Genomic DNA, 23547 nt, shown 5'->3' on the forward strand with positions numbered 1-23547 from the left:
TTACCGACAGAAAAGTAATCGATGAAGGCGGGGCGACGGCATCGCACCTGCTGCCGCCCCGCCGCTTCGATGCGAGCCGCCCGCGTCGCGGGCGCGGCACGCACCGGCACCTCGCGCTTGTTGTTCACGGCTTGTCGTGCGCGAAAACCGCTTCGCCCGCATGCAGCGCCGGCAGGCACCACACGCGGGACGTGTGTCAGGCCCTGCTCACGCGCGCTCGACCGCGAGCGCGACACCCATCCCGCCGCCGATGCACAGCGACGCCAGCCCGCGCTTCGCGTCGCGCTTGGCCATCTCGTGCAGCAGCGTCACCAGGATCCGGCAGCCCGACGCACCGATCGGGTGGCCGATCGCGATCGCCCCGCCGTTCACGTTCACCTTCGACGTGTCCCAGCCCATCTGCTTGTGCACCGCCAGCGCCTGCGCCGCAAATGCCTCGTTGATCTCCATCAGGTCCAGGTCGCCCGGCGTCCAGCCCGCGCGCTCCAGCGCACGGCGCGATGCCGGCACCGGGCCCATCCCCATCACGCTCGGATCCACGCCCGCGTTCGCGTACGCCTTGATCCGCGCCAGCGGCGTCAGACCGAGTGCCGCCGCCTTTTGCGCCGACATCACCAGCACCGCCGCCGCGCCGTCGTTCAGCCCCGACGCGTTCGCCGCCGTCACCGAGCCGTCCTTCGAGAACGCCGGCTTCAGCCCGGCCAGCGAGTCCGCCGTCACGCCGTGACGCACGAATTCATCGGTGGCGAACTGCAGCGGCTCGCCCTTGCGTTGCGGAATCGCCACCGGCACGATCTCGTCGTCGAAGCGACCGGCCTTCTGTGCGGCTTCCGCCTTGTTCTGCGACAGCGCCGCGAATGCGTCCTGCTCTTCGCGCGTGATCCCGTATTCCTTCGCGACATTCTCCGCCGTGATGCCCATGTGGTACTGGTTGTACACGTCCCACAGGCCGTCGACGATCATCGTGTCGACCAGCTTCGCATCGCCCATCCGGAAGCCGTCGCGCGAGCCCGGCAGCACGTGCGGCGACGCGCTCATGTTCTCCTGGCCGCCTGCGATCACGATCTCCGCGTCGCCCGCGACGATCGCGTTCGCCGCCAGCATCACGGCCTTCAGGCCCGAGCCGCACACCTTGTTGATCGTCATCCCCGGCACGGCCGTCGGCAGCCCGGCCTTGATCAGCGACTGGCGCGCCGGGTTCTGCCCGGAACCGGCCGTCAGCACCTGGCCCATGATCACTTCGCTGACCTGCTCGGGATTCACGCCCGCACGCTCCAGCACCGCGCGGATCACCGTCGCGCCCAGCTCCGGCGCCGCAATCTTCGCAAGCGAACCGCCGAATTTGCCGACCGCGGTCCGCGCGGCCGATACGATCACTACATCCGTCATGTCCAGTTCCTGCATTGAAATCAGTTCGTCGTTCCGACACCGGCTCTGACACCGGCGCGAGCCGGCCTCGGCTGGCGCTCGCGCATCCCGGGCCATCCGGCGCGAGAGCGGTCGCACGCCGCCGTACGGGCGAGCGGCGCCCGTTCGCACGGACGGCACACCGGTACGGCTCGCCGGGTCACCGGCGCGTTGCGGCAAACCGGACGTTCACCGGACGCCACGCGGCACACGCGGCGTCCGGCGCCATCCGGCGCCGATCAATCGTGTCGCGCGCGTGCGCGACACGTGCTTGCGTGGCTACGCGATTACGCAGCCGATTCGCGTGCGGCTGCTGCGTCCTTGCGTGCGGCGGCAGCCGTTTGCTTCGCGCCGCGCGTTGCCGTTTCGCTGACCGCATCGAAGCCGCTCTGGGCCGCTTCGATCGCCTGGCCCGTCGCTGCGCGCACGGAGTCGGCTGCGGCGGTCGCCGCGGACAGCGCCGAGTTCAGCGCGGCCACCACCGGCGCCGAGCCGGCCGGTGCATGCTTCGACAGCTCGCCCAGCACGTCCTTCAGGCGCTTGTCGTTCTGTTCGTATTGCGCTTGCGCGACCTTGGCCCACTCGGACTGCGTCGACACCGCGATGTCGAACAGATGGCGGCCATACGACACGGCCTTGCCGGCCGCTTCCTGCGGCGCTGCGACCTGCTGGGCGAAGCCCGCGGCCGGATTGCTGCTGTTGAACGCGTTCTTCAGCTTGTCCTCATATTCCTCGAGCGCCGTCCGGGCCGCTTGCAGGTTGAGTTCGACGACAGCCTCGAAACCTTGGATCGCCGGACGGGCGATCGCAAACCACGCGGCGATACCGGACTGATAATCGGCGTTGAGTTTTTCGGGGGCAAATACGGACATCGGGCACGCTCCTGTTAGCAATGCGAGAGACGACGTAAAGAAAATTGGAAGCCGGATCGACAGCAGACTTCCTTATTGACAACCCGTCACTTATTTGAGTACGGGAAGTTGAAGGAGCCCATTCTAGATCGATTAATTGTCAATTAAATGGCATTAATACTAGGTGTAAACCCTTATTTCTATTCGGGGCGACCGCTGGAACGCGCGATGCGCCGATCGCGCAGACAAAAATGCATACCTCTCTGTCCCGCAATGTATTTTTACCTTTTTACAGGATAGCGGATCATGACGTCGCGCAACATTTACCAATCCATTATTCCATTTATTAGAAAACCGGGACGTATTGAAAATGGAGCGGTCGCTTATGTAATCGTTTTTTCTGGATTTATTATGAAACCGTTTCCGCGATTATTAATGACGGGATCAATGATCGGATGAATTGCGGGTCGTAATGGAAAACGGCCGCGTGATGCAGCCGCGTCTCCATCGGGCAGACGCGAAATCAGCCGGCCAGTTCGCGATGCAGCGCGAGGAACTCCTGCGCGAGCTTGTGCCCGGGTTCCAGATGGATCACCGGCTTCGACTGCTGATGCGACTCGCGGATCTTCACCGACGCCGACAGCCTCGACGCGAGCACCGGCAGCCCTTCTTCGACGAGCTCGTCGACCAGCCGCTGCGGCAGGCTCGCCCGCGGCTGGAACTGGTTGATGACGATTCCTTCCACCTCGAGCGCCGCGTTGTGGTCCTGCTGGATTTCCTTCACGTTCTCGAGCAGCGTGTACAGCGCGCGGCGCGAGAAATCGTCGCAGTCGAACGGGATCAGGCAGCGTTCGACCGCGATCAACGCCGAACGCGTATAGAAATTCAGCGCGGGCGGCGTGTCGATGTACACGGCGTCGTAGGTGTCGAGCTCGTTCAGCGCGTCGCGCAGCTTGTAGATCTTGTAACGCGATTCGAGCTTGCCGTGCAGCGTGTCGAGATCCGGATGCGCGGGCATCACGTCGAGCCCTTCGAACGGGGTCGGATGGATGAACGACGCGACGTCGACCGGACGGAAGTTGAAGGTCAGTGCGGTTTCGAAGAAATCGGCGACGCCCGGCTGCGCGTCGGCCGCGGCGTCGCCGAGCAGGTAGCGCGTGGAGTTCGCCTGCGCATCGAGATCGATGACGAGCGTGCGCAGCCCTTCGCTCGCGCTGATCGCCGCCAGGTTGCAGACGATCGTCGATTTGCCCACGCCGCCCTTCTGGTTGAATACGACCCGCCGCATTGTGTCTCCTGTCGATCTGGATGTCGAAACGGACAGGATAGGCACGCAATCATGGCGCGCGCGTGAATGTGTCGACGCGGCGTGCGTCGGCTCGCGCCCCCGCGAGCGCGGGGGCCAAAAGGTTCAGCGACGCACCAGCGCCACGACGTACACGCAGGTTTCGGTTCCCGCATTGAAGAACGTGCACGGCGCGGGCGGCCCGAGCTGCAGGCAGTCGCCGGTGCGAAGCTCGTGGGTCAGTTCCCCTTCGTCGAACGTGAGCGTCCCCTGTTGCACCCAGATCTGCTGGTGCTGGAACGTAAACGCGGACGACGGATACGACACCCGCACGCCCGCGGGCAAGTTCACCTCGACCAACTCGAGCATGCCGCCGTTGCGCGGCGAAACGGCGCGCCGCAGGTAGCCCGTCTCCGGGTCCTGCCACACCAGTTGCTCGGCGTGGCGGCTCAACCGTTCTCCCGACTGCTCCGCCAGCGACAGCAGCATCGACAACTGCAGACCGAACGCGCCCGACAGACGGCCGAGCAACATCGCGGTCGGGCTGGCGGCCCCGCGCTCGATCTTGCTGATCATGGCCTTCGACACGCCGGACCGCTCGGCGAGGTCGCCCAGCGACCAGCCGCGCGACTCGCGTTCGATGCGAATGCGCTGCGAAATCGCGGGCGTGGGATCGATGGTCGAAGACGTCATGCCGGGCTTCCAGGTTTGCGGTAGCGAAATTATACGGCGCGGCCTCTCCCCGGCCGGCTTCGCCCCGGTCATCCCCCCTGCGTCACCCCCGTCGCCTCGCGTAAACCCCTGTGCGAAAGATTATTGATCGTAGCCAAACGTCTACTATAGTAAACATCAAGCGAGTTTGATCTCGTCCCCATTTCGTTGCAGACAAGGAGTAGACATGCCGCGTGAAATCCGACTGAACGCCTTCGAGATGAACTGCGTGGGCCATATCCAGCAAGGTCTGTGGACGCACCCCCGCGACCAGTCGTCACGCTACGGCGAGCTGCAGTACTGGGTCGACTATGCGAAGAAGCTCGAGCGCGGCCTGTTCGACGGCATGTTCTTCGCCGACGTGGTCGGCGTGTACGACGTCTACGGCGGCAACGCGGACGCCGCGCTGCGCCATGCGGTGCAGGTGCCGGTCAACGATCCGCTCATGCTGATCCCGGCGATGGCCGCGGCCACGCAACACCTGGGCTTCGGCGTGACGGCCAACCTCACGTACGAGCAACCGTTCCTGTTCGCACGCCGCATGTCGACGCTGGATCACCTGACCGGCGGCCGGATCGGCTGGAACATCGTCACCGGCTATCTCGACAGCGCCGCGCGCGCCATCGGCATCGACGGGCAGATCGCGCACGACGACCGCTACGACCTCGCCGACGAATACATGTCGCTCGTCTACCAGCTCTGGGAAGGCAGCTGGGACGACGACGCCGTCGTGGCCGACCGCGCCGGCGCGATCTACGCCGATCCGTCGAAGGTTCGCGCGATCCATCACCACGGCAAGCAGTACAAGGTCGACGCGATGCATCTGTGCGCGCCGTCGCCGCAACGCACGCCGGTGCTGTACCAGGCCGGCTCGTCGGCGCGCGGCTGCCGCTTCGCCGCGACGCACGCCGAATGCGTGTTCGTGAACGGCCAGAAGATGGACGCCGTGAAGGAGATCGTCGGCGAGATCCGCACGCAGGCGGTGCAGCTCGGCCGCGACGCCGGCGACGTCAAGGTGTTCATGGGCGCCACGCCGATCGTCGGCCGCACCGATGCCGAAGCGCAGGAGAAGTTCGACGAATATCGCCGCTACGTCAGCTCGGAAGGCGCGCTGGCGCACGCGGCCGCGTCGCTCGGCATCGACTTCGCGAAATACGACCTCGACGAACCGATCGACACCACGAAGAGCCAGGCAATCGTGTCGAACGTCGCGGCCATGACGCGCGCAGCCGGCCCGCAATGGACGCGCCGCAAGCTGCTCGAACAGATGGTGCTCGGCAGCCGCCAGGTGCCGTGGGTGGGATCGGCCGAACGCATCGCAGACCTGATGATGGCATGGAGCGAAACCACCGGCATCGACGGGTTCAACCTGTCGCGCACCGTGGTGCCGGAATGCTTCGAGGACGTGATCGATCACGTCGTGCCGCTGCTGCAGGAGCGCGGCGCGTACAAGACGTCGTACGGCGGCGGCACCTACCGCAACAAGCTGTTCGGCCACGACCGCCTGCCTGCCACGCACACGGCTGCGCAGTACCGCTCGGGTAGCAAGCCCGCCTGATCTTCACGCCAAACCGATCCCATTTGAGCGAGGCATCGAACATGGACCAGACCACGGTCGACAAAGCGACCTTCCGCGAAGCGATGGCCGGCCTCGGCGCCGCCGTCAACGTCATCACCACCGACGGCCCCGGCGGCCTCGCCGGCTGCACCGCGTCCGCGGTGTGCGCGGTGACCGACGATCCGCCGACGCTGCTCGTCTGCATCAACCGCGCGAGCCGCAACAATACGGTCATGCGGGAGAACGCGCGGCTGTGCATCAACGTGCTGTCGGCCGAGCAGCGCGACATCGCGATGCAGTTCGCGACCAAGGACCTGTCGATCGAAGCGCGCTTCGCGAGCGGCGCCTGGGATCGCCTGACAACCGGTGCGCCCGTGCTGCGCGGCGCGGTCAGCGTGCTCGACTGCGAAGTCGCGTCGGTGACCGAAGTCGGCACGCATACGGTCTTCTTCTGCGAAGTCAAGGCGGCACGAACCACCGGCGACCTCGACGGCCTCATCTACTTCGGGCGCGGCTTCCATCGCGTCGGCGCAGCCGCGCAAGCGGCAGCCGCCTGACGACGGGGACCTCATGGACCGTACTTCCCCGTACGACGCGCCGGCGGCCGGCCGCCGCGCCGAACGATGCGTGCCGCGAGGCAAGCTGCCGTCGCTCGTCATCGTGCTGTTCGCGCAGGTTGCCGCGATGGGCGTCTGGTTCTCGTCGACCACGGCGATGGCGCTGATCAAGCTGTCGCACGCGATCGCGCCGTTCGACGAAGCGATGCTGACCAGCGCCGTGCAACTGGGTTTCGTCGCCGGAACCATCGTTTCCGCCACGCTGTCGCTGCCCGACCGCCACGACCTGCGGCGGCTGTTCATGGGCTCCGCGCTGGTGGCAGCCTTCGCCACCGGGCTGCTCGCGGTCCTGCCGCCGACCGGCACACCCGTCGTCGTGCTGCGTTTCGTGACCGGCATGTGCATGGCCGGCGTCTATCCGGTCGGGATCCGCCTCGTCGCGACCTGGGCCAACGCCGACCTCGGCCTGCTGATCGGCCTGCTCGTCGGCGCGCTCACGCTCGGCTCGGCCAGCCCGCACCTGGTGGCTGGCATGCCGGGGCTCGACTGGCGCCTGATCTATCTCGTGGCAGCCGGCTTCGCGCTGCTCGCGGCGATCGCGATCGGCTTTGCCGGTATCGGCCCGAACCTGAAACGCGCCGCGCGCATCGACGTGCGCAAGGTGACGCAGGCGTGGCGCAATCCGGCGGTGCGGCTCGCCAATCTCGGCTATCTCGGCCACATGTGGGAGCTGTACGCGATGTGGGCGTGGCTCGGGCTGTTCCTGCAGCAGACGCTCGCGTCCCATGGCGTGGCCGGCTACCGCTCGAAGGCCGAGGCGCTGACGTTCGCCGTCATCGCGTTCGGCGCGGCCGGCGCCTGGGCCGGCGGCTGGCTCGCCGACCGCGTCGGCCGCACGCTCGTCACGATCGGCGCGATGGCGGTGAGCGCGACCTGCGCGGCCACCATCGGCTGGCTGTCCGGCGCGCCGCTGGCGCTCGTCGTCGCGGTCGCGTTCGTGTGGGGCTTTTCCGTGATCGCGGATTCGGCCCAGTTCTCCGCGAGCGTCGCCGAACTCGCCGAGCCCACCTCGGTCGGCACGTTGCTGACCGCGCAGACCTGCGCGGGTTTTCTGGTGACGCTCGTCAGCATCCATCTCGTGCCGGACGTCGTCGCGCAGTTCGGCTGGCGCGGCGGCATGGGCATCCTCGCGATCGGCCCGGCCCTCGGCTGCCTCGCGATGTGGCGCCTGCGCCGGCACCCCGATTCACGACGCATGGCCGGCGGCAAACGCTAGTCGCGCCCTCTTCCCCCAGTCATCCCGAACCCTGACATGCATTCCTATCCCGATATCAAGATGCTGATCGGTGGCGAGTGGCGCAGCGCGCCCGGCACGCCGATCGTCAACCCGTCCGACGAGACGACGATCGGCACCGTGCCGACCGCGCGCGCGGCCGACCTCGACGACGTGCTCACCGCCGCCGAACGCGGCTTCCGGATCTGGCGCGGCACTCCGCCCGCGCAGCGCGCGGAAATCATGCTGCGCGCGATCGCGCTGCTGAAGGAACGCGTCGACGCGATCGCGTACGCGATCTCGCTCGAGCAAGGCAAGACGCTCGCGCAGGCCCGCGCGGAAGTCCTGCGCGGCTGCGACCTGATGACGTGGGACGCGAACGAGGGCAAGCGCCTGTACGGTCGCGTGATCCCGGCCGCGCCGGGCATGCGCCACACGGTCGTGCGCGAACCCATCGGCGTGATTGCCGCGTTCACGCCGTGGAACTTCCCGATGAGTTCGCCGGCGCGCAAGGTCGGCGGCGCACTCGCGGCCGGCTGCGCGATCATCCTGAAGGCCGCGGAGGAAACGCCCGCCGGCGCGGTGCTGATGGCGCAGGCGTTCAAGGACGCCGGGCTGCCCGACGGCGTGTTCAACCTCGTGTTCGGCAATCCGGCGATGATCTCGGCGCACCTGATCGCGAGCCCCGTCGTGCGCGGCATCACCTTCACCGGGTCCACGCCGGTGGGCAAGCACCTCGCCGGGCTCGCCGCGCAGGCGATGAAACCGGCGATCCTCGAGCTCGGCGGGCATGCGCCGGTGATCGTCTGCGAGGACGCCGACCCCGATGCCGCGGCGCAGGCATGCGTCAACGGCAAGCTCAACAACGCCGGGCAGGTATGCGTCGCGCCGACGCGCTTTTTCGTGCACCGGAGCGTCTATGACGCGTTCGTCGCGGCGTTTGCCCGCCATGGCGGCGCGGTCCGCGCGGGCCACGCGCTGGAATCGACGAGCGACATCGGCCCGGTCGTCAACGCACGCCGGCGCGACGCGCTGCAGGCGCTGCTCGACGACGCGCTCACGCGCGGCGCGCGGCTCGTCTGCGGCGGCCAGCGGCCAGCCGGCCCCGGCTACGTGTTCCCGTTCACCGCGCTGGCCGACGTGCCCGCCGATGCGCGCGCGATGCATGAAGAGCCGTTCGGCCCGCTGTCGCTGATCGTGCCGGTCGACAGCCTCGACGAAGCGATCGAACGCGCGAACAGCCTGCCGTACGGGCTTGCCGGCTATGCGTTCACGCGCTCGTCGTCGAACGCGTACCGCCTCGGCGACGCGCTCGAGGTCGGCAACCTGGCCATCAACCACCTGGTGTCGGCCGTCTCCGAAACGCCGTTCGGCGGCGTCAAGGAAAGCGGCTACGGGCGCGAAGGCGGCACCGAGGGGCTCGAGTGCTATACGCACGTCAAGAGCATCTCGCACCTCATGGATCCGGCGTAACCCGACGGCGGACCTGATGCGGTGAGCATGCCGGACGCGCCACCGCAAACGTAGCGGGCGCGCGGGCGCCGGCCGATCGTCATCGGCCGTGCACGCGCCCCCGACAATCACAAGGGCACACTCTGGAGATCATTCATGCGCCCCGTCCATCTATTAGCAGTCCTGCCTGTCCTGATGGTTCTCGTCGGTCCGTTCTTCCTGAATCGCGTCACGCCATACGTGTTCGGCATCCCGTTCCTGCTCGCATGGCTATCGAGCGCGCTCGTGATCACGTCGGTCGTGATGGCCGTCATTTTCTATGCCGATCGCGCGCGGCTCGCCGCGAACCGCGTCGACCACGAAGGAGCCTGACATGAACAGCGCCTTGATCTTCATCGCTCTGGTTGTCGCGCTGGCGCTGTTCCTGGGTATCCGGGCGCGCCGCGGCAAGACCATGAGCCTCGAGCAATGGGCGGTCGGCGGACGCGGCTTCGGCGCCGCGATCGTGTTCCTGCTGATGGCCGGCGAGATCTACACGACCTTCGTGTTCCTCGGCGGCAGCGGGTATGCGTATGGCCACGGCGCCGGCGCGTACTACCTGCTCGGCTACGGCAGCCTGCCGTTCATCCTGTCGTACTTCCTGCTGCCGCCGATCTGGCGCTACGCAAAGGCGCGCGGACTGATCTCGCAGCCCGACTTCTTCGCCGCGAAGTACGACAGCCCCGCGCTGGGCGTGCTCGTCGCACTGGTCGGCTTCGCCGCGCTGATTCCGTACCTGGTGCTGCAGTTGAAGGGGCTCGGCATCATCGTCAGCGTGTCGTCGTACGCGGCGCTGTCGTCGAACCAGGGCATCGTGATCGGCGCGTGCGTGGTCGCGCTGTATGTCGCGCTCTCCGGCGTGCACGGTTCCGCGTGGACGTCGGTGGTCAAGGACGCACTCGTGATGTTCGTCGCGGTGTTCCTCGGCCTGTACCTGCCCTACCACTACTACGGCGGCGTCAACGGTATGTTCGTCGCGATCGAACAGGCCAAACCCGGCTTCCTCGCGCTGCGCGACGTCGGCGAAAGCCCGGTGTGGATGGTGTCGACGGTCGTGCTGTCGACGCTGGGCTTCTACATGTGGCCGCACATGTTCATGGCGATCTACACGGCCAAGCGCGAAGAGGTGCTGCGTCGCAACGCGTTCGTGCTGCCGGTCTATCAGCTGATGCTGCTGTTCATCCTGTTCGTCGGCTTTTCGGCGGTGCTCGTCGTGCCGGGCCTCACCGGCGGCGCCATCGACCTCGCGCTGTTCAAGGTGTCGCTCAAGACGTTCGACCCGTGGTTCGTCGGCATCATCGGTGCCGCCGGCGTGCTGACCGCGCTCGTGCCCGGCTCGATGATCCTGATGACCGCGTCGACGCTGCTCGCGAACAACGTCTATCGCCCGCTGCGCCCGCACGTGAGCAGCGCGCACGTGGCGCTCGTCGCGAAGTGGCTCGCGCCGGCGATCATGGCCGTGGCCGTGCTGTTCACGCTGAACGGCGGCCAGACCATCGTCGCGCTGCTGCTGATGGCCTACGCGCTCGTCACGCAGCTGTTCCCGGCGCTGGTCGCGAGCCTGGTCGGCAAGCAGTTCGTCACGCGGCCGGCCGCGTTCGCCAGCATCATCGTCGGCGAGGCCACCGTGGCCTGGGTGTCGCTGACGAAAAAATCGGTCGCGACGCTGTTCCCGCTCCTGCCCGATGCGCTGAAAGACCTCAACGTCGGCACCGTCGCACTGGTCTTCAACATCGCGACCCTGGTGATCGTCTCGCTGCTCACGCGGCGCACGGCCGGCGCGCGGCAACTGTCGGCCGACGCCTCCTGAAACCGCTGTATCGATACGCGCGGCCGGCCCCCGAACCGGGCCCGGCCGCGCCGGTGAACACCATGACCCCTACTCCCGACAAGCCGCGCATCGCGTTCGTGCAGGCCGGCTGGCACGCCGACCTGCTGAATGGCGCGCGCGACACCTTTCACGCCCGCATGGCCGAGCACGGCGTGCCGGCCGCGCAGATCGCGTGCTTCGACGTACCGGGCGCGTTCGAGATTCCGCTGTTCGCGCGGCGCCTCGCCCGAACCGGCGAATACGACGCGATCGTCGGCGCGGCGCTGGTGGTCGACGGCGGCATCTACCGGCACGAGTTCGTCGCCCAGGCCGTCGTCGACGGGCTGATGCGCGTGCAGCTCGACACCGACGTGCCCGTTTTCTCGATGTCGCTCACGCCCCATCGCTTTCACGCGCACGACGAACATCACGCGTTCTTCCGGCAGCACCTGCTCGACAAGGGGCGCGAAGTGGCCGACGCGTGCGCCGGCATGCTGCGCGCGCTGAAGCAGATCGAATCGTCATCCTGATGAACCACACCGCACCATGAAACCCATTCTTGATCTGGACACGCTGCTCGCGACCGGCGACGACGCGCTGCGCGCGGTCCGCCGCGACCTTCACGCGCACCCCGAACTGAGATTCGACGAACATCGCACGGCCGACGTCGTCGCGAGCCATCTCGCGCAGCTCGGTTATGCGGTCGATCGCGGGATGGCCGGCACCGGCGTCGTCGCGAGCCTGCCGGGCCAGGATCCATCGCGCGGCATCGTGCTGCGCGCCGACATGGATGCGCTGCTGATCCGCGAAGCCAATACGTTCGCGCATGCGTCGTGCCACGACGGGATCATGCATGCGTGCGGACACGACGGGCACACGGCGATGCTGCTCGGCGCCGCGCGCGTGCTCAAGGCGTTGCCGCCGCTGGCCGGCGCCGTGCACTTCGTGTTCCAGCCCGGCGAGGAAGGTGGCGCCGGTGCGCAGAAAATGATCGACGACGGCCTGTTCGCGCGCTTCCCGACGGAAGCCGCGTTCGGCATGCACAACTGGCCCGGCCTGCCGGCCGGTGAATTCGGCTTGCGGGTCGGCCCGATCATGGCCGCCGGCGTACGCTTTCGCATCACCGTGCGCGGCAAGGGCGCGCACGCCGCGCAGCCGCATCTCGGCCTCGATCCGGTGCCGCTCGCCTGCTCGGTGGTGCTCGAATGCCAGACGCTGGCCGCACGGCACAAGGATCCGGTGGCGCCGGCCGTGATTTCGGTCTGCATGATGCGCGCGGGCGACACGGACAACGTGATTCCCGATTCGGCGGAGCTGCGCGGCACGATCCGGACGCTGTCGTCGGCCGTCCTCGACAAGCTCCAGGCCGACGTCGCGCGCCTGTGCGGCGGCCTCGCGATCGCGCACGGCGCCGCGATCGACGTCGAGTTCTTCCAGTACTACCCGGCCACGGTGAACACGCCGGCCGAAACGGCGCTGTGCGAGCGCGTGATGCGCCGGACGTTCGGCGATGCCGCAACGCACGCGGACGTCCCGCCGAACATGACGTCGGAGGACTTCGGCTTCATGCTCGAAGCCCGGCCGGGCACCTACGCGCTGATCGGCAACGCACCGCGCGGGCAGGCCGGCGTCGGGCTGCACCACCCCGCGTACGACTTCAACGACGACATCATTCGCGACGGCGTCCGCTACTGGGTCGAACTCGCACATGCGTACTACGACGAGCGACCGGCCGCCGTCGCGGGGCAAGACCGGCTCGCGCCGGCGCGTCCCTGATCCCGCACCCGGCCGGGCTCGATTGCCGCGCATGGCCGCATGCCCGGCAAACCATTGACGACTTCGAAGCGAGGAAACGATGTTGATACGAGATGCAGTCGTCGCGGACATGGCAGCCGTGACCGCGATCTACAACGATGCGGTCGAGCACTCCACCGCGATCTGGAACGACACGACCGTCGATGTCGCAAACCGCGTGAAGTGGCTGGATGACCGCTCGCACGCGGGCTATCCGGTCATCGTCGCGGTCGATGCGGCCGGCGACGTGCTCGGCTATGCGTCGTTCGGCAATTGGCGCGCGTTCGACGGCTATCGCCATACGGTCGAGCATTCGGTCTATGTGCGGCAGGATCAGCGGGGCCGCGGCGTAGGCAAGCTGCTGATGCTGGAACTCGTCGCGCGGGCGGGCGCGCTCGGCAAGCATGTGATGATCGCCGGCATCGAAGCCGGGAATACCGGATCGATCGGCCTTCACAAGGCGCTCGGGTTCGAGCAGGTGGGGTACCTGCCGCAGGTCGGCGCAAAGTTCGGGAAGTGGCTGGACCTCGTCTTTCTGCAACGCGTGCTCGATGCCCGCGATGCTCCCGGCGAACATCGCGGCCCCCGGGCCGGCTAGCCGCGAATCAGACGCGCGGCCCCGATACATGGCGGTTGCCCGGCACGCGCCATCGCCACGGGAAGTCCTGGCCGACGCGGATGCCGATGCGTGGCCCGCTCAACGGATGTTCGGGCGGCGCCGTGCCGTCGTCAACGATCGCGAAGCCGTCACGGGCGCGCACCAGATCGATGCCGTCCTGCGCGCCGCCGATCCCCATCGCCTGCGTCAGCCGGGCCGGCCCGCGGCACAGATCGCGATCGCGCGTCTGCGGCGGCCGTGCCGCACGCATCCGTTCGAGCCCATGCAGCGGCTCGAGCGCACGGATCAGCACACCCGTTCCCGTGCCATCGGGGCCGCACACGCAGTTGCAGCACCAGTGCATGCCATAGGTGAAATAGACGTACAGGTGGCCGGGCGGCCCGAACATCGTCGCATTGCGCGGCGTCTTGCCGCGGTAGGTATGCGCGGCCGGGTCGATTGCGCCGACATAGGCTTCCACTTCGACGATCCGCCCGGCCCGGCCGTCCGCTGCCGCGAGGATCTTGTTCAGCAGTTGCGGCGCGACGTCGGTAGCCACGCGGTCGAAGAACGCGCGCGGCAGCACGGTGCCCGGCCACCGGGGCGCGGTGTCACTGCGCCGCATCCCGCCCCTCCGGTTGAAGACCGGAAACGGTCTTCGCCTGCAGACGAAGCTGACGGTATGCGTCGACCAGGTCGTCGAGACTGAACGCAAGGTTTCGCCCACTCGGATTGGGCAGCACCCAGACGCTCGATCCCTGCATCCGGGCCGGCTGCAATCCCCACTCGATTTCTCGCTGCCCGGAAAGCGCCGAGTACGCCGCCTTGCCGAGAAAAGCGACGAAGCGCGGCCCATAGCGCGCCACCTTGTGCTCGAACTCGGCAGCCGCGGCGATGAATTCCGCACGGGAAAGCTGGTCGGCACTCGCGGTTGGCCGCTTCACCACCGCCGTCAGGCCGCAGCCATATTGAAGAATCGCGCGATCGTCCTGCGGCGAAATTTCCACCGGCGTGAAGCCCGCGAGATGGATCACGCGCCAGAAGCGGTTGTTTCTCCCCGCGAAGTGATGCCCGGTCGCGGCCGCGGTCAGGCCCGGGTTGATCCCGCAGAACAGCACGTCGAGATGCGGAGCGATGAGGTCGGGGAGTTCGTCAGCCACGGTTTGCCTGGCGCGCAAGAAACATCGACGTAAACGAAACAAGGCCCGAAGACCCGGGCCAAGCAGCTGGCTTGACTCGGACATTCGGGCCCATCGTGATGCTGGATGCCGGCTTGCCGATCAGAACGGGATATCGTCGTCCATCTCGTCGAAGCCGCCGCCTGCCGGTGCGCTCGGACGGCTCTGCGCGCCGCCGCCTGCACCGCCACGCGGTGCGCCGCCGGCACGACCGCCGCCGCCACCGCCGCGCTCCATCTGCTCGCCACGGCCGCCGCCACCACCACCGTAGCCGCCGCCGTAACCGCCTTCGTCACCACCGCCGCCGCCGCCCGCACCGCCGCGGCCGCCGAGCATCTGCATCTGATCCGCGACGATTTCGGTCGAGTAACGATCCTGGCCGTCCTGACCCTGCCACTTGCGCGTGCGGATGCGGCCTTCGATATAGACCGACGAGCCCTTCTTCAGGTATTCGCTGACGATTTCCGCCAGACGGCCGAAGAACGCGACGCGATGCCACTCGGTCATTTCCTTGAAATCGCCGCTCGCCTTGTCCTTGTAACGGTCGGTCGTCGCGAGACGGATGTTCGCAACCGCGTCGCCGCTCGGCAGGTAACGGACTTCAGGATCGGCGCCGAGATTGCCGACGAGGATGACCTTGTTGACGGATGCCATGTGTTTCTCCAGTAAATTCGATGCCGGGCCGCCCGCGCATGCTGTCGGTGCGGCCCGCCGGGCAAGCCGGCGAACGCCGCCGGTGCCTGCCCGAAGTAAGTTCAGGCCTTGCGCGGCGGCGCTTTCATGCTGGCCGCGATTATAAGCCACGCGGCAACGAGCCCTGAGCAGGTGTAGAACACCGTATTGGCGCCCCCGTGCTTCAGCAGCCAGCCGCCCACGATGCCGCCGAGCGCGAGCCCGATCGACTGCGTGGTGTTGTAGACGCCCGTGGCCGCGCCCTTGCGCGAGCCAGGCGCGAGCTTCGACACGAGCGACGGCTGCGACGCTTCCAGGATGTTGAAACCCAGGAAGTACACGAAAAGAACCGCTGCCACAATCAGGATGGTATGCGGCGCGCTGCCCAACAACAATTGGCCGATCAGGATAGCCAGGATGCCGCCGAGCAGCACCGGCTTCATCTTGCCCCGTTTTTCCGCGACGATGATCGCCGGGACCATCATCACGAATGCGAGCCCCATCACCGGCAGGTAAACCTTCCAGTGCGAGGCGACCGGCAGGCCGCCATCGACCAGCAGGCGCGGCACGACGAGGAACAGCGCCGTCTGCGTCGCATGCAGCACCAGCACGCCGAAGTTCAGGCGCAGCAGCTCGACGTTGTGCAGCACCTCGGCGAACGGCGCCGGCACGTGCACGGGCTTCGCCGCGTCGGGCACGATCCACAGCACCACGCCGATCGCGAGGATCGACAGCACGCCGACGATCGCGAACAACCCGCTCATCCCGACCCAGTGGAACACGATCGGCGCGCCGACGATCGCGACCGCGAACGACACGCCGATCGACCCGCCGACCATCGCCATCGCCTTCGTGCGGTTCTGCTCGGAGGTCAGGTCGGCAATGAACGCGAGCACCGCGGACGACACCGCGCCCATCCCCTGGATCACCCGGCCGACGATGATCCACGTGATGTCGTGCGCGGACGCGGCGACGAAGCTGCCGATCGCGAAGATCACGAGGCCGGTGGCGATCACCGGCTTGCGGCCGAACTTGTCGGACGCCCAGCCGTAGAAGATATAGAACAGCGACTGCGTGACGCCGTAGGCCCCGAGCGCGATACCGACGAGCAGCACGTTGTCGCCGCCCGGGATGGTTTTCGCGTAGACCGAGAACACCGGCATGATCATGAACAGGCCGAGCATGCGCAGCGCGAAGATCGCCGCGAGCGACGTGGTCGCGCGCAATTCGGGCGCGGTCATGCGGGAAGACGTGGCAGACGGATTGGACATCGGGAATGAATTTCGAATGATCGGAATGTCCGCCCGACACCGGGCGGCGGAAGATCAGGACCAGCGGCCCGGGGGCTTGGCGGGCGACACGTCGGGGCAGGATTCAGGCAGCCCGCAGGCCACCCGGAACCACGCGGCGCGGCCGCTTTCCCGGCGCAGGTGCCACCTTGCTGCCACCTGCTGCTAAGGCTGGGGGCCCCAAACGACGGCCTCGAAAAGCCGTTATAGTAGCAGGTTTGGTTCCCTCCATTTTCGCCAGGTTCATGGAACAGATCCGTATCCGTGGGGCACGAACCCACAACCTGAAAAACGTCAATCTCGACCTGCCGCGCCACAAGCTGGTCGTGATTACCGGGTTGTCCGGGTCGGGCAAGTCGTCGCTCGCGTTCGACACCCTTTATGCCGAAGGCCAGCGCCGCTACGTCGAAAGCCTGTCTGCGTATGCCCGCCAGTTCCTGCAACTGATGGAGAAACCCGACGTCGACCTGATCGAAGGCCTGTCGCCCGCGATCTCGATCGAGCAGAAGGCGACGTCCCACAACCCGCGTTCGACCGTCGGCACGGTCACGGAAATCCACGACTACCTGCGACTTTTGTACGCACGTGTCGGCACGCCGTACTGCCCCGACCACGACATTCCGCTGGAAGCCCAGAGCGTGTCGCAGATGGTCGACGCCGCGCTGGCGCTGCCCGAGGAAACCAAGCTGATGATCCTGGCGCCCGTCGTCGCGAACCGCAAGGGCGAGCACGCCGAGCTGTTCGAGGACATGCAGGCGCAGGGTTTCGTGCGTTTTCGCGTTCGCTCGGGCGGCGGCGCCGCGAACGAAGGCGTCGCGAAGATCTACGAGGTCGAGTCGCTGCCGAAGCTCAAGAAGAACGACAAGCACACGATCGACGTCGTCGTCGATCGTCTCAAGGTGCGCCCGGACATGAAGCAGCGCCTCGCCGAATCGTTCGAGACGGCGCTGCGCCTCGCCGACGGCCGCGCGATCGCGCTCGAGATGGACACCGACCACGAGCACCTGTTCAGCTCGAAGTTCGCATGCCCGATCTGCTCGTACTCGCTGCAGGAGCTCGAGCCGCGCCTGTTCTCGTTCAACAACCCGATGGGCGCGTGCCCGGAATGCGACGGCCTCGGCCAGATCACGTTCTTCGACCCGAAGCGGGTCGTCGCGCACCCGTCGCTGTCGCTCGCCGCCGGCGCCGTGAAAGGCTGGGACCGCCGCAACCAGTTCTACTTCCAGATGCTGCAGAGTCTCGCGGCGTTCTACGAATTCGACATCGACGCCGCGTTCGAGGATCTCCCGGAAAAAATCCGGAAGGTGCTGCTGTTCGGCTCGGGCAAGCAGACGATCCCGTTCTCGTACATCAACGAGCGCGGCCGCACGACGATCCGCGAGCACGTGTTCGAGGGGATCATCCCGAACCTCGAGCGCCGCTACCGCGAGACCGATTCGGTCGCGGTGCGCGAAGAGCTGTCGAAGTACCAGAACAACCAGCCGTGCCCGTCGTGCGACGGCACGCGCCTGCGCCGCGAAGCGCGCCACGTGCGGATCGGCACGGGCGACTACGCGCGCGGCATCTTTGAAATCAGCGGCTGGCCGCTGCGCGACGCGCTCGGCTATTTCGACGGCCTGACGCTCGACGGCGCGAAGCGCGAGATCGCCGACAAGGTGATCAAGGAAATCGTCGCGCGCCTCACCTTCCTGAACAACGTCGGCCTCGACTACCTGTCGCTCGAGCGCAGCGCCGAAACCCTGTCGGGTGGCGAGGCGCAGCGCATCCGGCTCGCGTCGCAGATCGGCTCGGGCCTCACGGGCGTGATGTACGTGCTCGACGAGCCGTCGATCGGCCTGCACCAGCGCGACAACGACCGCCTGATCTCGACGCTCAAGCACCTGCGCGACCTCGGCAACTCGGTGATCGTCGTCGAGCACGACGAGGACATGATCCGCACGGCCGACTACGTCGTCGACATGGGCCCGGGCGCCGGCGAGCACGGCGGCGTGGTGGTCGCCGAAGGCACGCCGAAGCAGGTGCAATCGAACCCGCAGTCGCTCACCGGCCAGTACCTGGTCGGCAAGCGCACGATCGAGTATCCGGACGAGCGGATGGCCCCCGATCCCGAGCGGATGCTGCGCATCCTCGACGCGCACGGCAACAACCTGAAGCACGTCGATCTCGAGCTGCCGGTCGGCCTGCTGACCTGCATCACCGGCGTGTCGGGCTCCGGCAAGTCGACGCTGATCAACGACACGCTGTACCACGCGGTCGCGCGCCACCTGTACGGGTCGTCGGCCGAGCCGGCGGCGCACGAGGCAATCGAGGGTCTCGAACACTTCGACAAGGTGATCAACGTCGACCAGTCGCCGATCGGCCGTACGCCGCGCTCGAACCCGGCCACCTATACGGGCCTGTTCACGCCGATCCGCGAGCTGTTCTCGGGCGTGCCGACCTCGAAGGAGCGCGGCTACGATCCGGGCCGGTTCTCGTTCAACGTGAAGGGCGGCCGCTGCGAGTCGTGCCAGGGCGATGGCGTGCTGAAGGTGGAAATGCACTTCCTGCCGGACGTCTACGTGCCGTGCGACGTGTGCCACGGCAAGCGCTACAACCGCGAAACGCTCGAAGTGCAGTACAAGGGCAAGAACATCAGCGAAGTGCTCGACATGACCGTCGAGCAAGCGTACGAGTTCTTCAGCGCGGTGCCGGTCATCGCGCGCAAGCTGAAGACGCTGCTCGACGTCGGCCTCGGCTACATCCGCCTCGGCCAGTCGGCCACGACGCTGTCGGGCGGCGAGGCGCAGCGCGTGAAGCTGTCGCTCGAACTCTCCAAGCGCGACACCGGCCGCACGCTGTACATCCTCGACGAGCCGACCACCGGCCTGCACTTCCACGACATCGCGCTGCTGCTCGAGGTGATCCACCGGCTGCGCGACCAGGGCAACACGGTCGTGATCATCGAGCACAACCTCGACGTGATCAAGACGGCCGACTGGGTGATCGACCTCGGCCCCGAAGGCGGTGCCGGCGGCGGCCAGATCATCGCGCAGGGCACGCCCGAGCAGGTCGCGAAGACCAAGGCCAGCTTTACCGGCAAGTACCTCGCGCCGCTGCTCAAGCGCCCGACCCGCAAGGTCGCCGCGGGCTGACGCTTCCCTCCCGCGCGCGGCCGCCCGGCCGCGCGCGCCGCTGCGCACCGCGCAACCGGCCTCTTCTCGTTTTCCCTTCTGCGTTTACACCATGCGCCAAACGGCCCCGTTGCGGACCATAATGGCGGCTATACTTTACGGTCGTAAGGTTCGCCGTACGCACCAATCCGGTGCGGCGCCGGGCGAACACGGCTCTGCCGCGCATTCCACGGCATGACACACGAACGACAGGAATCCACGATGGAGAAGCAACCCGACTCGTCTCGCGATGCGCAGAATCGCGAACCGCACCTGCGCAGCGTGCGGCTGACGAGCGATTTCAGCCTGCCGAAGCTGTCGGCACTCGAGATCGGCAGCTATGTGTTTGCGATCGTCGCGATGTGGCTCGTGATCGAGCTCAAGCTGCTCGGCGGGCTGCTGGCCGGCCTGCTCGTCTACCAGCTGATCCACACGATCGCCCCCGTGATCGAACGCCACACCACGAGCATGCGCGCGCGCTGGGTCGCCGTCGTGCTGCTGGCGATCGCGATCGTCGGCGGGCTGACGGGCCTGACGATCGGCATCATCGAACACTTCGAACGCACGGTGCCGAACCTGCAAAGCCTGCTCGACCAGCTGATGCAGATCGTCGAGCAGACCCGTGCACGCACCCCGGCCTGGATCGCGAACCTGCTGCCCGTCGACGTCGAGCAGATGAAGACCAAGGCGGCCGTGCTGATGCACTCGCACATGGACCAGCTCCAGCAGAGCGGCAAGAGCGTCGCGCGCGGCTTCGGCCACGTGCTGTTCGGCATGATCATCGGCGCGATGATCGCGATCGGCGTCGAGCACGGCAAGGTGCGCCGGCCGCTGTCCACTGCACTCGTCACGCGCGTGTCGCGCTTCGCCGACGCCTTCCGCCGGATCGTGTTCGCGCAGATCAAGATCTCGGCGATCAACGCGGTGTTCACCGGCATCTACCTGCTCGTCGCCCTGCCGATCTTCCACCAGCGGCTGCCGCTGTCGAAAACGCTCGTGCTCGTCACGTTCATCGTCGGCCTGCTGCCCGTGATCGGCAACCTGATCTCGAACACGCTGATCGTCGCCGTGTCGCTGTCGGTCAGCATGGGCACCGCGATCGCATCGCTCGCGTTCCTCATCATCATCCACAAGCTCGAATACTTCCTGAACGCGAAGATCATCGGCGGCCAGATCGAGTCGCGCGCGTGGGAGCTGCTGCTCGCGATGCTGATCATGGAAGCCGCGTTCGGGCTGCCGGGCGTGATCGCCGCGCCGATCTTCTATGCGTACCTGAAGCGCGAGCTGTACCTGCTGCGGCTGATCTGAAGCAGCCCGCGCGTCAGAAGCGATAAAAAAACGCCGCGCCCCGTGAAGGGCGCGGCGTTTTTGTTTGTGGCGGCCGGCGATCCGGGGGCCGGCCATCCGGCGGCCGGCGAACCGGGGGCCGGCCATCCCGCAGCCGGCTGTCCAGCGCCCAACGAATCAGCGGAACACGACCGTCTTCGTCCCGTTCAGCACGATCCGGTGCTCGACATGCCACTTCACCGCGCGCGCAAGCGTCACGCATTCGACGTCGCGGCCGATCGCGGTCAGCTGGTCGGGCGTCATGCTGTGATCGACGCGCTCGACTTCCTGCTCGATGATCGGGCCTTCGTCGAGATCGGTCGTCACGTAGTGCGCGGTCGCACCGATCAGCTTCACGCCGCGGTCGAACGCCTGGTAGTAAGGCTTCGCGCCCTTGAAACTCGGCAGGAACGAATGGTGGATGTTGATCGCGCGGCCGGCGAGCTGCTGGCACATGTTCGGCGACAGGATCTGCATGTAGCGCGCGAGCACGACGAGATCGGCCCGATGCTCGTCGATCACTTCCAGTACGCGTGCTTCCTGCGCGGCCTTCGCGGCGTCGGACGAGCCGCCGATCAGCGGGAAGTGATGGAACGGGATGTTGTAGCTCGCGGCGAGCTGGTAGAACTCCTTGTGGTTCGACACGATCGCCGGGATCTCGATCGGCAGCTGGCCGGTGCGATAGCGGAACAGCAGGTCGTTCAGGCAATGGCCGATCTTCGACACCATGATCACGACGCGCGGCTTCACGGCCGCGTCGTGCATTTCCCAGCGCATCGAGAACTGCTCCGCGAGCGGGGCGAACTCCCGGCGCAGCGTGTCGAGCGCCGTGGCGGCATCCGCGCCGCCGCCGTCCTGCTCGAAGTGCACGCGCATGAAGAATTCGCTGGTGCGGCTGTCGCCGAACTGCGCCGAATCGAGGATGTTGTTGCTGCGCTCGAACAGGAAGCCCGAGACCGCATGGACGATGCCGTGCCGGTCGGGGCACGACAGTTTCAAGATAAAGCTGTGATCGGTCGGCATGACCGCTACTCCCTTCGTTTCCGTATTCGTCAAATTGCCCGTTCGCGCCGCCAGGCTGCGTGCGCGGCACGCGTCACGCGGCCGGTGCGAACAGTGCGTCGATACCCGCCGCGTCGGCCGCCGGGATCCAGCGATGGCGCAGCAGCGTGTCGAGCGTCGCGAGGCTCGCATCCATCGTCGCGCGGCCGGCGCGCAGCCAGCCGATCACCTCGGGCACACCGGCCAGCAGGTGCTCGGCCACTTCGCCGTCCTGGTTGCGCGGCGCGAAGTCGCGCGGCAACGGCAGGTCGTACACGAAGATCAGTTCGGACTGCGTGCCTTCCGGCAGCGAGCACAGCACCTGCACCGCGCGGCCCGCGATCGCGCGCGCGGCCAGTTCGGCCGGAATGCCGGCTTCTTCCCAGCATTCCTTCGCGAGCGTCTCGTGAACGCCCAGGCCCCAGCCGATGCCACCGGCAACGACGTTGTCGAGCATGCCGGGGTCGGTCGCCTTGGTCTCGCTGCGGCGGCCGAGCCACATCTGAGGGACGGCCGCGGCAGACGGCTCGCCCGGTGCAACCGCATATTCTACGATGCCGTTCAGATGCACCGCGTAAGTCTGTGTGCCGAAGAAGCGCGACGCGGCGCGCTCGATGTACGCGAGCGGCGGATCGTCGAAGCGGTTGCGGATCGCGTAGATCTCGTCGCGCCAGCCGGGAATCGCGCCTTCGGCCGCGAGCGCGCCGATCGCGCTCGCCAGCGCCATGCTGCGCGCATCGACCGAGTCGTAGCGCGCCGACAGCACGACGCGCTCATCGGTCAGCTCGAACACGTCGGGCCAGCGGGCAAGCATCGCGACGTCCTGGCGACGCACCCAGCCGACCGCCTGGCCGGCGATCTCGAAACGCAGGTGCGCGGCCGGATCGAAGCGGCGCGCGGCTGCAATGCACGGAAACGTCATCGTCTATCAGTCCTTCAACGCCACGCGGATGCCGATCGCGATGAACGTCGCGCCGGCGATCCGGTCGAGCCACACGCCGGCCTTCGGGCGGCGTTTCAGCCACGCGCCGATCATGCCCGCGCCGACGCCGAACAGCGAAAAGATCGCGGCCGTCTGCAGCATGAACAGCGCGCCGAGTTCGAACATCTGCAGCGTCACGCTCTGCCCGCCGTGCGGATCGACGAACTGCGGCAGGAACACGACGAAGAACAGCGTGACCTTCGGGTTCATCAGGTTGCCGATCACGCTCTGCCGGAAGATCGTGCCGAGCGGCTGCGGCGGACGCGCGTGCGCGTTCGCGAGGCCCTGGCTGCGCAGCGCCTTGATGCCGATCCACACGAGGTACGCGGCGCCCGCGAGCTTCAGGATCTCGAACGCGACCGGCGACGAACGCAGCACGGCCGCGACGCCGAGCGCCGCGAGCGTCGTGTGGAACAGGATCCCGGCGGTGAAGCCGAGCGCGGCGACGAAGCCGGCCGCGCGGCCCTGCGAGATGCCGCGAGCGAGCACCTGCAGGTTGTCGGGACCCGGCGCGAACGTGATCGCGATCGACGTGGCGAGAAACAGCATGAAGTTGGGCATCGTGACCTCGCTGC

At 67.2% G+C, this 23547-nt stretch carries 23 protein-coding genes; 12 read left to right on the top strand and 11 right to left on the bottom strand.

From position 1 onward, the window contains the following. Window positions 1-207 precede the first annotated feature (207 nt). Window positions 208-1389: an acetyl-CoA C-acetyltransferase gene (locus tag ACN8ZM_RS14930; protein ID WP_420210228.1), complete on the bottom strand. Its 1182-nt coding sequence runs from the start codon at window positions 1387-1389 to the stop codon at window positions 208-210. A 305-nt stretch (window positions 1390-1694) separates the two neighbouring features. Further along, window positions 1695-2279 (bottom strand): TIGR01841 family phasin, encoded by a 585-nt coding sequence (gene phaP, locus ACN8ZM_RS14935; protein ID WP_043187378.1) that lies wholly within the window; start codon window positions 2277-2279, stop codon window positions 1695-1697. Between the two features lie 285 nt (window positions 2280-2564). On the opposite strand from phaP, the gene ACN8ZM_RS14940 reads away from it, so the two are divergent. Then, entirely contained in the window at window positions 2565-2717 is a 153-nt protein-coding gene (locus ACN8ZM_RS14940; protein WP_155292021.1) for a hypothetical protein, read from the top strand. A gap of 64 nt (window positions 2718-2781) precedes the next feature. Here ACN8ZM_RS14940 and ACN8ZM_RS14945 read toward each other — a convergent pair whose 3' ends face one another. Continuing rightward, window positions 2782-3546 carry a ParA family protein gene (locus tag ACN8ZM_RS14945; RefSeq protein WP_089451276.1) on the bottom strand — a complete coding sequence of 255 codons (765 nt, stop codon included), beginning with the start codon at window positions 3544-3546 and terminating at the stop codon, window positions 2782-2784. Between the two features lie 123 nt (window positions 3547-3669). Next, the gene (locus tag ACN8ZM_RS14950; RefSeq protein WP_043187374.1) at window positions 3670-4236 is read right to left on the bottom strand and encodes a helix-turn-helix domain-containing protein; all 567 of its coding nucleotides are present in this window, start codon (window positions 4234-4236) and stop codon (window positions 3670-3672) included. A gap of 205 nt (window positions 4237-4441) precedes the next feature. Between ACN8ZM_RS14950 and ACN8ZM_RS14955 the strand changes: the two genes are divergently transcribed. The 9 genes from ACN8ZM_RS14955 (at window position 4442) to ACN8ZM_RS14995 (ending at window position 13335) form a co-directional block, all read left to right on the top strand. Beyond that, window positions 4442-5812, top strand: a complete 1371-nt coding sequence (locus ACN8ZM_RS14955) for an LLM class flavin-dependent oxidoreductase (protein WP_420210229.1) — start codon at window positions 4442-4444, stop codon at window positions 5810-5812. 41 nt (window positions 5813-5853) lie between these two features. Further along, the gene (locus ACN8ZM_RS14960; RefSeq protein ID WP_205824662.1) at window positions 5854-6369 is read left to right on the top strand and encodes a flavin reductase; all 516 of its coding nucleotides are present in this window, start codon (window positions 5854-5856) and stop codon (window positions 6367-6369) included. 13 nt (window positions 6370-6382) lie between these two features. Further along, window positions 6383-7645 carry an MFS transporter gene (locus ACN8ZM_RS14965; RefSeq protein WP_420210230.1) on the top strand — a complete coding sequence of 421 codons (1263 nt, stop codon included), beginning with the start codon at window positions 6383-6385 and terminating at the stop codon, window positions 7643-7645. A 36-nt stretch (window positions 7646-7681) separates the two neighbouring features. After that, window positions 7682-9115: an NAD-dependent succinate-semialdehyde dehydrogenase gene (locus tag ACN8ZM_RS14970; RefSeq protein WP_420210231.1), complete on the top strand. Its 1434-nt coding sequence runs from the start codon at window positions 7682-7684 to the stop codon at window positions 9113-9115. A 135-nt stretch (window positions 9116-9250) separates the two neighbouring features. Beyond that, entirely contained in the window at window positions 9251-9466 is a 216-nt protein-coding gene (locus ACN8ZM_RS14975) for a DUF3311 domain-containing protein (RefSeq protein ID WP_205824660.1), read from the top strand. A gap of 1 nt (window position 9467) precedes the next feature. Further along, window positions 9468-10943: a sodium:solute symporter family protein gene (locus tag ACN8ZM_RS14980; protein ID WP_420210232.1), complete on the top strand. Its 1476-nt coding sequence runs from the start codon at window positions 9468-9470 to the stop codon at window positions 10941-10943. A gap of 62 nt (window positions 10944-11005) precedes the next feature. Continuing rightward, entirely contained in the window at window positions 11006-11473 is a 468-nt protein-coding gene (locus ACN8ZM_RS14985) for a 6,7-dimethyl-8-ribityllumazine synthase (protein WP_205824658.1), read from the top strand. 16 nt (window positions 11474-11489) lie between these two features. Further along, a complete protein-coding gene (locus ACN8ZM_RS14990) occupies window positions 11490-12719 on the top strand; it encodes a M20 aminoacylase family protein (RefSeq protein ID WP_420210233.1) in 1230 nt (409 codons plus the stop codon). 79 nt (window positions 12720-12798) lie between these two features. Beyond that, window positions 12799-13335, top strand: coding sequence for a GNAT family N-acetyltransferase (locus tag ACN8ZM_RS14995; RefSeq protein ID WP_420210234.1), 537 nt, complete (start codon window positions 12799-12801; stop codon window positions 13333-13335). A gap of 7 nt (window positions 13336-13342) precedes the next feature. On the opposite strand, the gene ACN8ZM_RS15000 is transcribed toward ACN8ZM_RS14995, so the two are convergent. The 4 genes from ACN8ZM_RS15000 to ACN8ZM_RS15015 form a co-directional block, all read right to left on the bottom strand. Continuing rightward, window positions 13343-13960 (bottom strand): DNA-3-methyladenine glycosylase, encoded by a 618-nt coding sequence (locus ACN8ZM_RS15000; protein WP_420210235.1) that lies wholly within the window; start codon window positions 13958-13960, stop codon window positions 13343-13345. Then, on the bottom strand, window positions 13947-14495 hold the full coding sequence (gene mug, locus ACN8ZM_RS15005; protein WP_420211003.1) for a G/U mismatch-specific DNA glycosylase: 549 nt from the start codon (window positions 14493-14495) through the stop codon (window positions 13947-13949). Before mug ends, ACN8ZM_RS15000 begins: the two co-directional genes overlap by 14 nt. A gap of 120 nt (window positions 14496-14615) precedes the next feature. Further along, window positions 14616-15167, bottom strand: a complete 552-nt coding sequence (locus ACN8ZM_RS15010) for a single-stranded DNA-binding protein (protein WP_043187351.1) — start codon at window positions 15165-15167, stop codon at window positions 14616-14618. Window positions 15168-15268: 101 nt separating this feature from the next. After that, on the bottom strand, window positions 15269-16456 hold the full coding sequence (locus ACN8ZM_RS15015) for an MFS transporter (RefSeq protein ID WP_043187349.1): 1188 nt from the start codon (window positions 16454-16456) through the stop codon (window positions 15269-15271). 263 nt (window positions 16457-16719) lie between these two features. On the opposite strand from ACN8ZM_RS15015, the gene uvrA reads away from it, so the two are divergent. After that, window positions 16720-19605 carry an excinuclease ABC subunit UvrA gene (gene uvrA / locus ACN8ZM_RS15020; RefSeq protein WP_089451296.1) on the top strand — a complete coding sequence of 962 codons (2886 nt, stop codon included), beginning with the start codon at window positions 16720-16722 and terminating at the stop codon, window positions 19603-19605. A 240-nt stretch (window positions 19606-19845) separates the two neighbouring features. Beyond that, a complete protein-coding gene (locus ACN8ZM_RS15025; protein WP_043187344.1) occupies window positions 19846-20931 on the top strand; it encodes an AI-2E family transporter in 1086 nt (361 codons plus the stop codon). A gap of 156 nt (window positions 20932-21087) precedes the next feature. Here ACN8ZM_RS15025 and purU read toward each other — a convergent pair whose 3' ends face one another. From purU to ACN8ZM_RS15040, 3 genes are all read right to left on the bottom strand, one after another. Continuing rightward, window positions 21088-21972 carry a formyltetrahydrofolate deformylase gene (gene purU / locus ACN8ZM_RS15030; protein WP_089451297.1) on the bottom strand — a complete coding sequence of 295 codons (885 nt, stop codon included), beginning with the start codon at window positions 21970-21972 and terminating at the stop codon, window positions 21088-21090. 73 nt (window positions 21973-22045) lie between these two features. After that, window positions 22046-22912 carry an NUDIX hydrolase gene (locus ACN8ZM_RS15035; RefSeq protein WP_043187339.1) on the bottom strand — a complete coding sequence of 289 codons (867 nt, stop codon included), beginning with the start codon at window positions 22910-22912 and terminating at the stop codon, window positions 22046-22048. Between the two features lie 6 nt (window positions 22913-22918). Continuing rightward, window positions 22919-23533 carry a LysE family translocator gene (locus ACN8ZM_RS15040; protein ID WP_175221625.1) on the bottom strand — a complete coding sequence of 205 codons (615 nt, stop codon included), beginning with the start codon at window positions 23531-23533 and terminating at the stop codon, window positions 22919-22921. Window positions 23534-23547: the final 14 nt, after the last annotated feature.

The sequence above is a fragment of the Burkholderia aenigmatica genome (assembly GCF_048627025.1).
GTDB lineage: Bacteria > Pseudomonadota > Gammaproteobacteria > Burkholderiales > Burkholderiaceae > Burkholderia > Burkholderia aenigmatica.

Excerpts from the sequence above, each read along its gene's own strand:
- ACN8ZM_RS14970 (WP_420210231.1), top strand. The coding sequence starts at position 7,682 with ATGCATTCCTATCCCGATATCAAGATGCTGATCGGTGGCGAGTGGCGC.
- ACN8ZM_RS14975 (WP_205824660.1), top strand. The coding sequence starts at position 9,251 with ATGCGCCCCGTCCATCTATTAGCAGTCCTGCCTGTCCTGATGGTTCTC.
- ACN8ZM_RS14950 (WP_043187374.1), bottom strand. The coding sequence starts at position 4,236 with ATGACGTCTTCGACCATCGATCCCACGCCCGCGATTTCGCAGCGCATT.
- purU (WP_089451297.1), bottom strand. The coding sequence starts at position 21,972 with ATGCCGACCGATCACAGCTTTATCTTGAAACTGTCGTGCCCCGACCGG.
- ACN8ZM_RS15000 (WP_420210235.1), bottom strand. The coding sequence starts at position 13,960 with ATGCGGCGCAGTGACACCGCGCCCCGGTGGCCGGGCACCGTGCTGCCG.
- ACN8ZM_RS14955 (WP_420210229.1), top strand. The coding sequence starts at position 4,442 with ATGCCGCGTGAAATCCGACTGAACGCCTTCGAGATGAACTGCGTGGGC.
- ACN8ZM_RS14990 (WP_420210233.1), top strand. The coding sequence starts at position 11,490 with ATGAAACCCATTCTTGATCTGGACACGCTGCTCGCGACCGGCGACGAC.
- ACN8ZM_RS14960 (WP_205824662.1), top strand. The coding sequence starts at position 5,854 with ATGGACCAGACCACGGTCGACAAAGCGACCTTCCGCGAAGCGATGGCC.
- phaP (WP_043187378.1), bottom strand. The coding sequence starts at position 2,279 with ATGTCCGTATTTGCCCCCGAAAAACTCAACGCCGATTATCAGTCCGGT.
- ACN8ZM_RS14940 (WP_155292021.1), top strand. The coding sequence starts at position 2,565 with ATGACGTCGCGCAACATTTACCAATCCATTATTCCATTTATTAGAAAA.
- ACN8ZM_RS14930 (WP_420210228.1), bottom strand. The coding sequence starts at position 1,389 with ATGACGGATGTAGTGATCGTATCGGCCGCGCGGACCGCGGTCGGCAAA.
- ACN8ZM_RS15010 (WP_043187351.1), bottom strand. The coding sequence starts at position 15,167 with ATGGCATCCGTCAACAAGGTCATCCTCGTCGGCAATCTCGGCGCCGAT.
- ACN8ZM_RS15015 (WP_043187349.1), bottom strand. The coding sequence starts at position 16,456 with ATGTCCAATCCGTCTGCCACGTCTTCCCGCATGACCGCGCCCGAATTG.
- ACN8ZM_RS15025 (WP_043187344.1), top strand. The coding sequence starts at position 19,846 with ATGGAGAAGCAACCCGACTCGTCTCGCGATGCGCAGAATCGCGAACCG.
- ACN8ZM_RS15035 (WP_043187339.1), bottom strand. The coding sequence starts at position 22,912 with ATGACGTTTCCGTGCATTGCAGCCGCGCGCCGCTTCGATCCGGCCGCG.
- ACN8ZM_RS14965 (WP_420210230.1), top strand. The coding sequence starts at position 6,383 with ATGGACCGTACTTCCCCGTACGACGCGCCGGCGGCCGGCCGCCGCGCC.
- ACN8ZM_RS14995 (WP_420210234.1), top strand. The coding sequence starts at position 12,799 with ATGTTGATACGAGATGCAGTCGTCGCGGACATGGCAGCCGTGACCGCG.
- ACN8ZM_RS15040 (WP_175221625.1), bottom strand. The coding sequence starts at position 23,533 with ATGCCCAACTTCATGCTGTTTCTCGCCACGTCGATCGCGATCACGTTC.
- ACN8ZM_RS14980 (WP_420210232.1), top strand. The coding sequence starts at position 9,468 with ATGAACAGCGCCTTGATCTTCATCGCTCTGGTTGTCGCGCTGGCGCTG.
- ACN8ZM_RS14945 (WP_089451276.1), bottom strand. The coding sequence starts at position 3,546 with ATGCGGCGGGTCGTATTCAACCAGAAGGGCGGCGTGGGCAAATCGACG.
- ACN8ZM_RS14985 (WP_205824658.1), top strand. The coding sequence starts at position 11,006 with ATGACCCCTACTCCCGACAAGCCGCGCATCGCGTTCGTGCAGGCCGGC.
- uvrA (WP_089451296.1), top strand. The coding sequence starts at position 16,720 with ATGGAACAGATCCGTATCCGTGGGGCACGAACCCACAACCTGAAAAAC.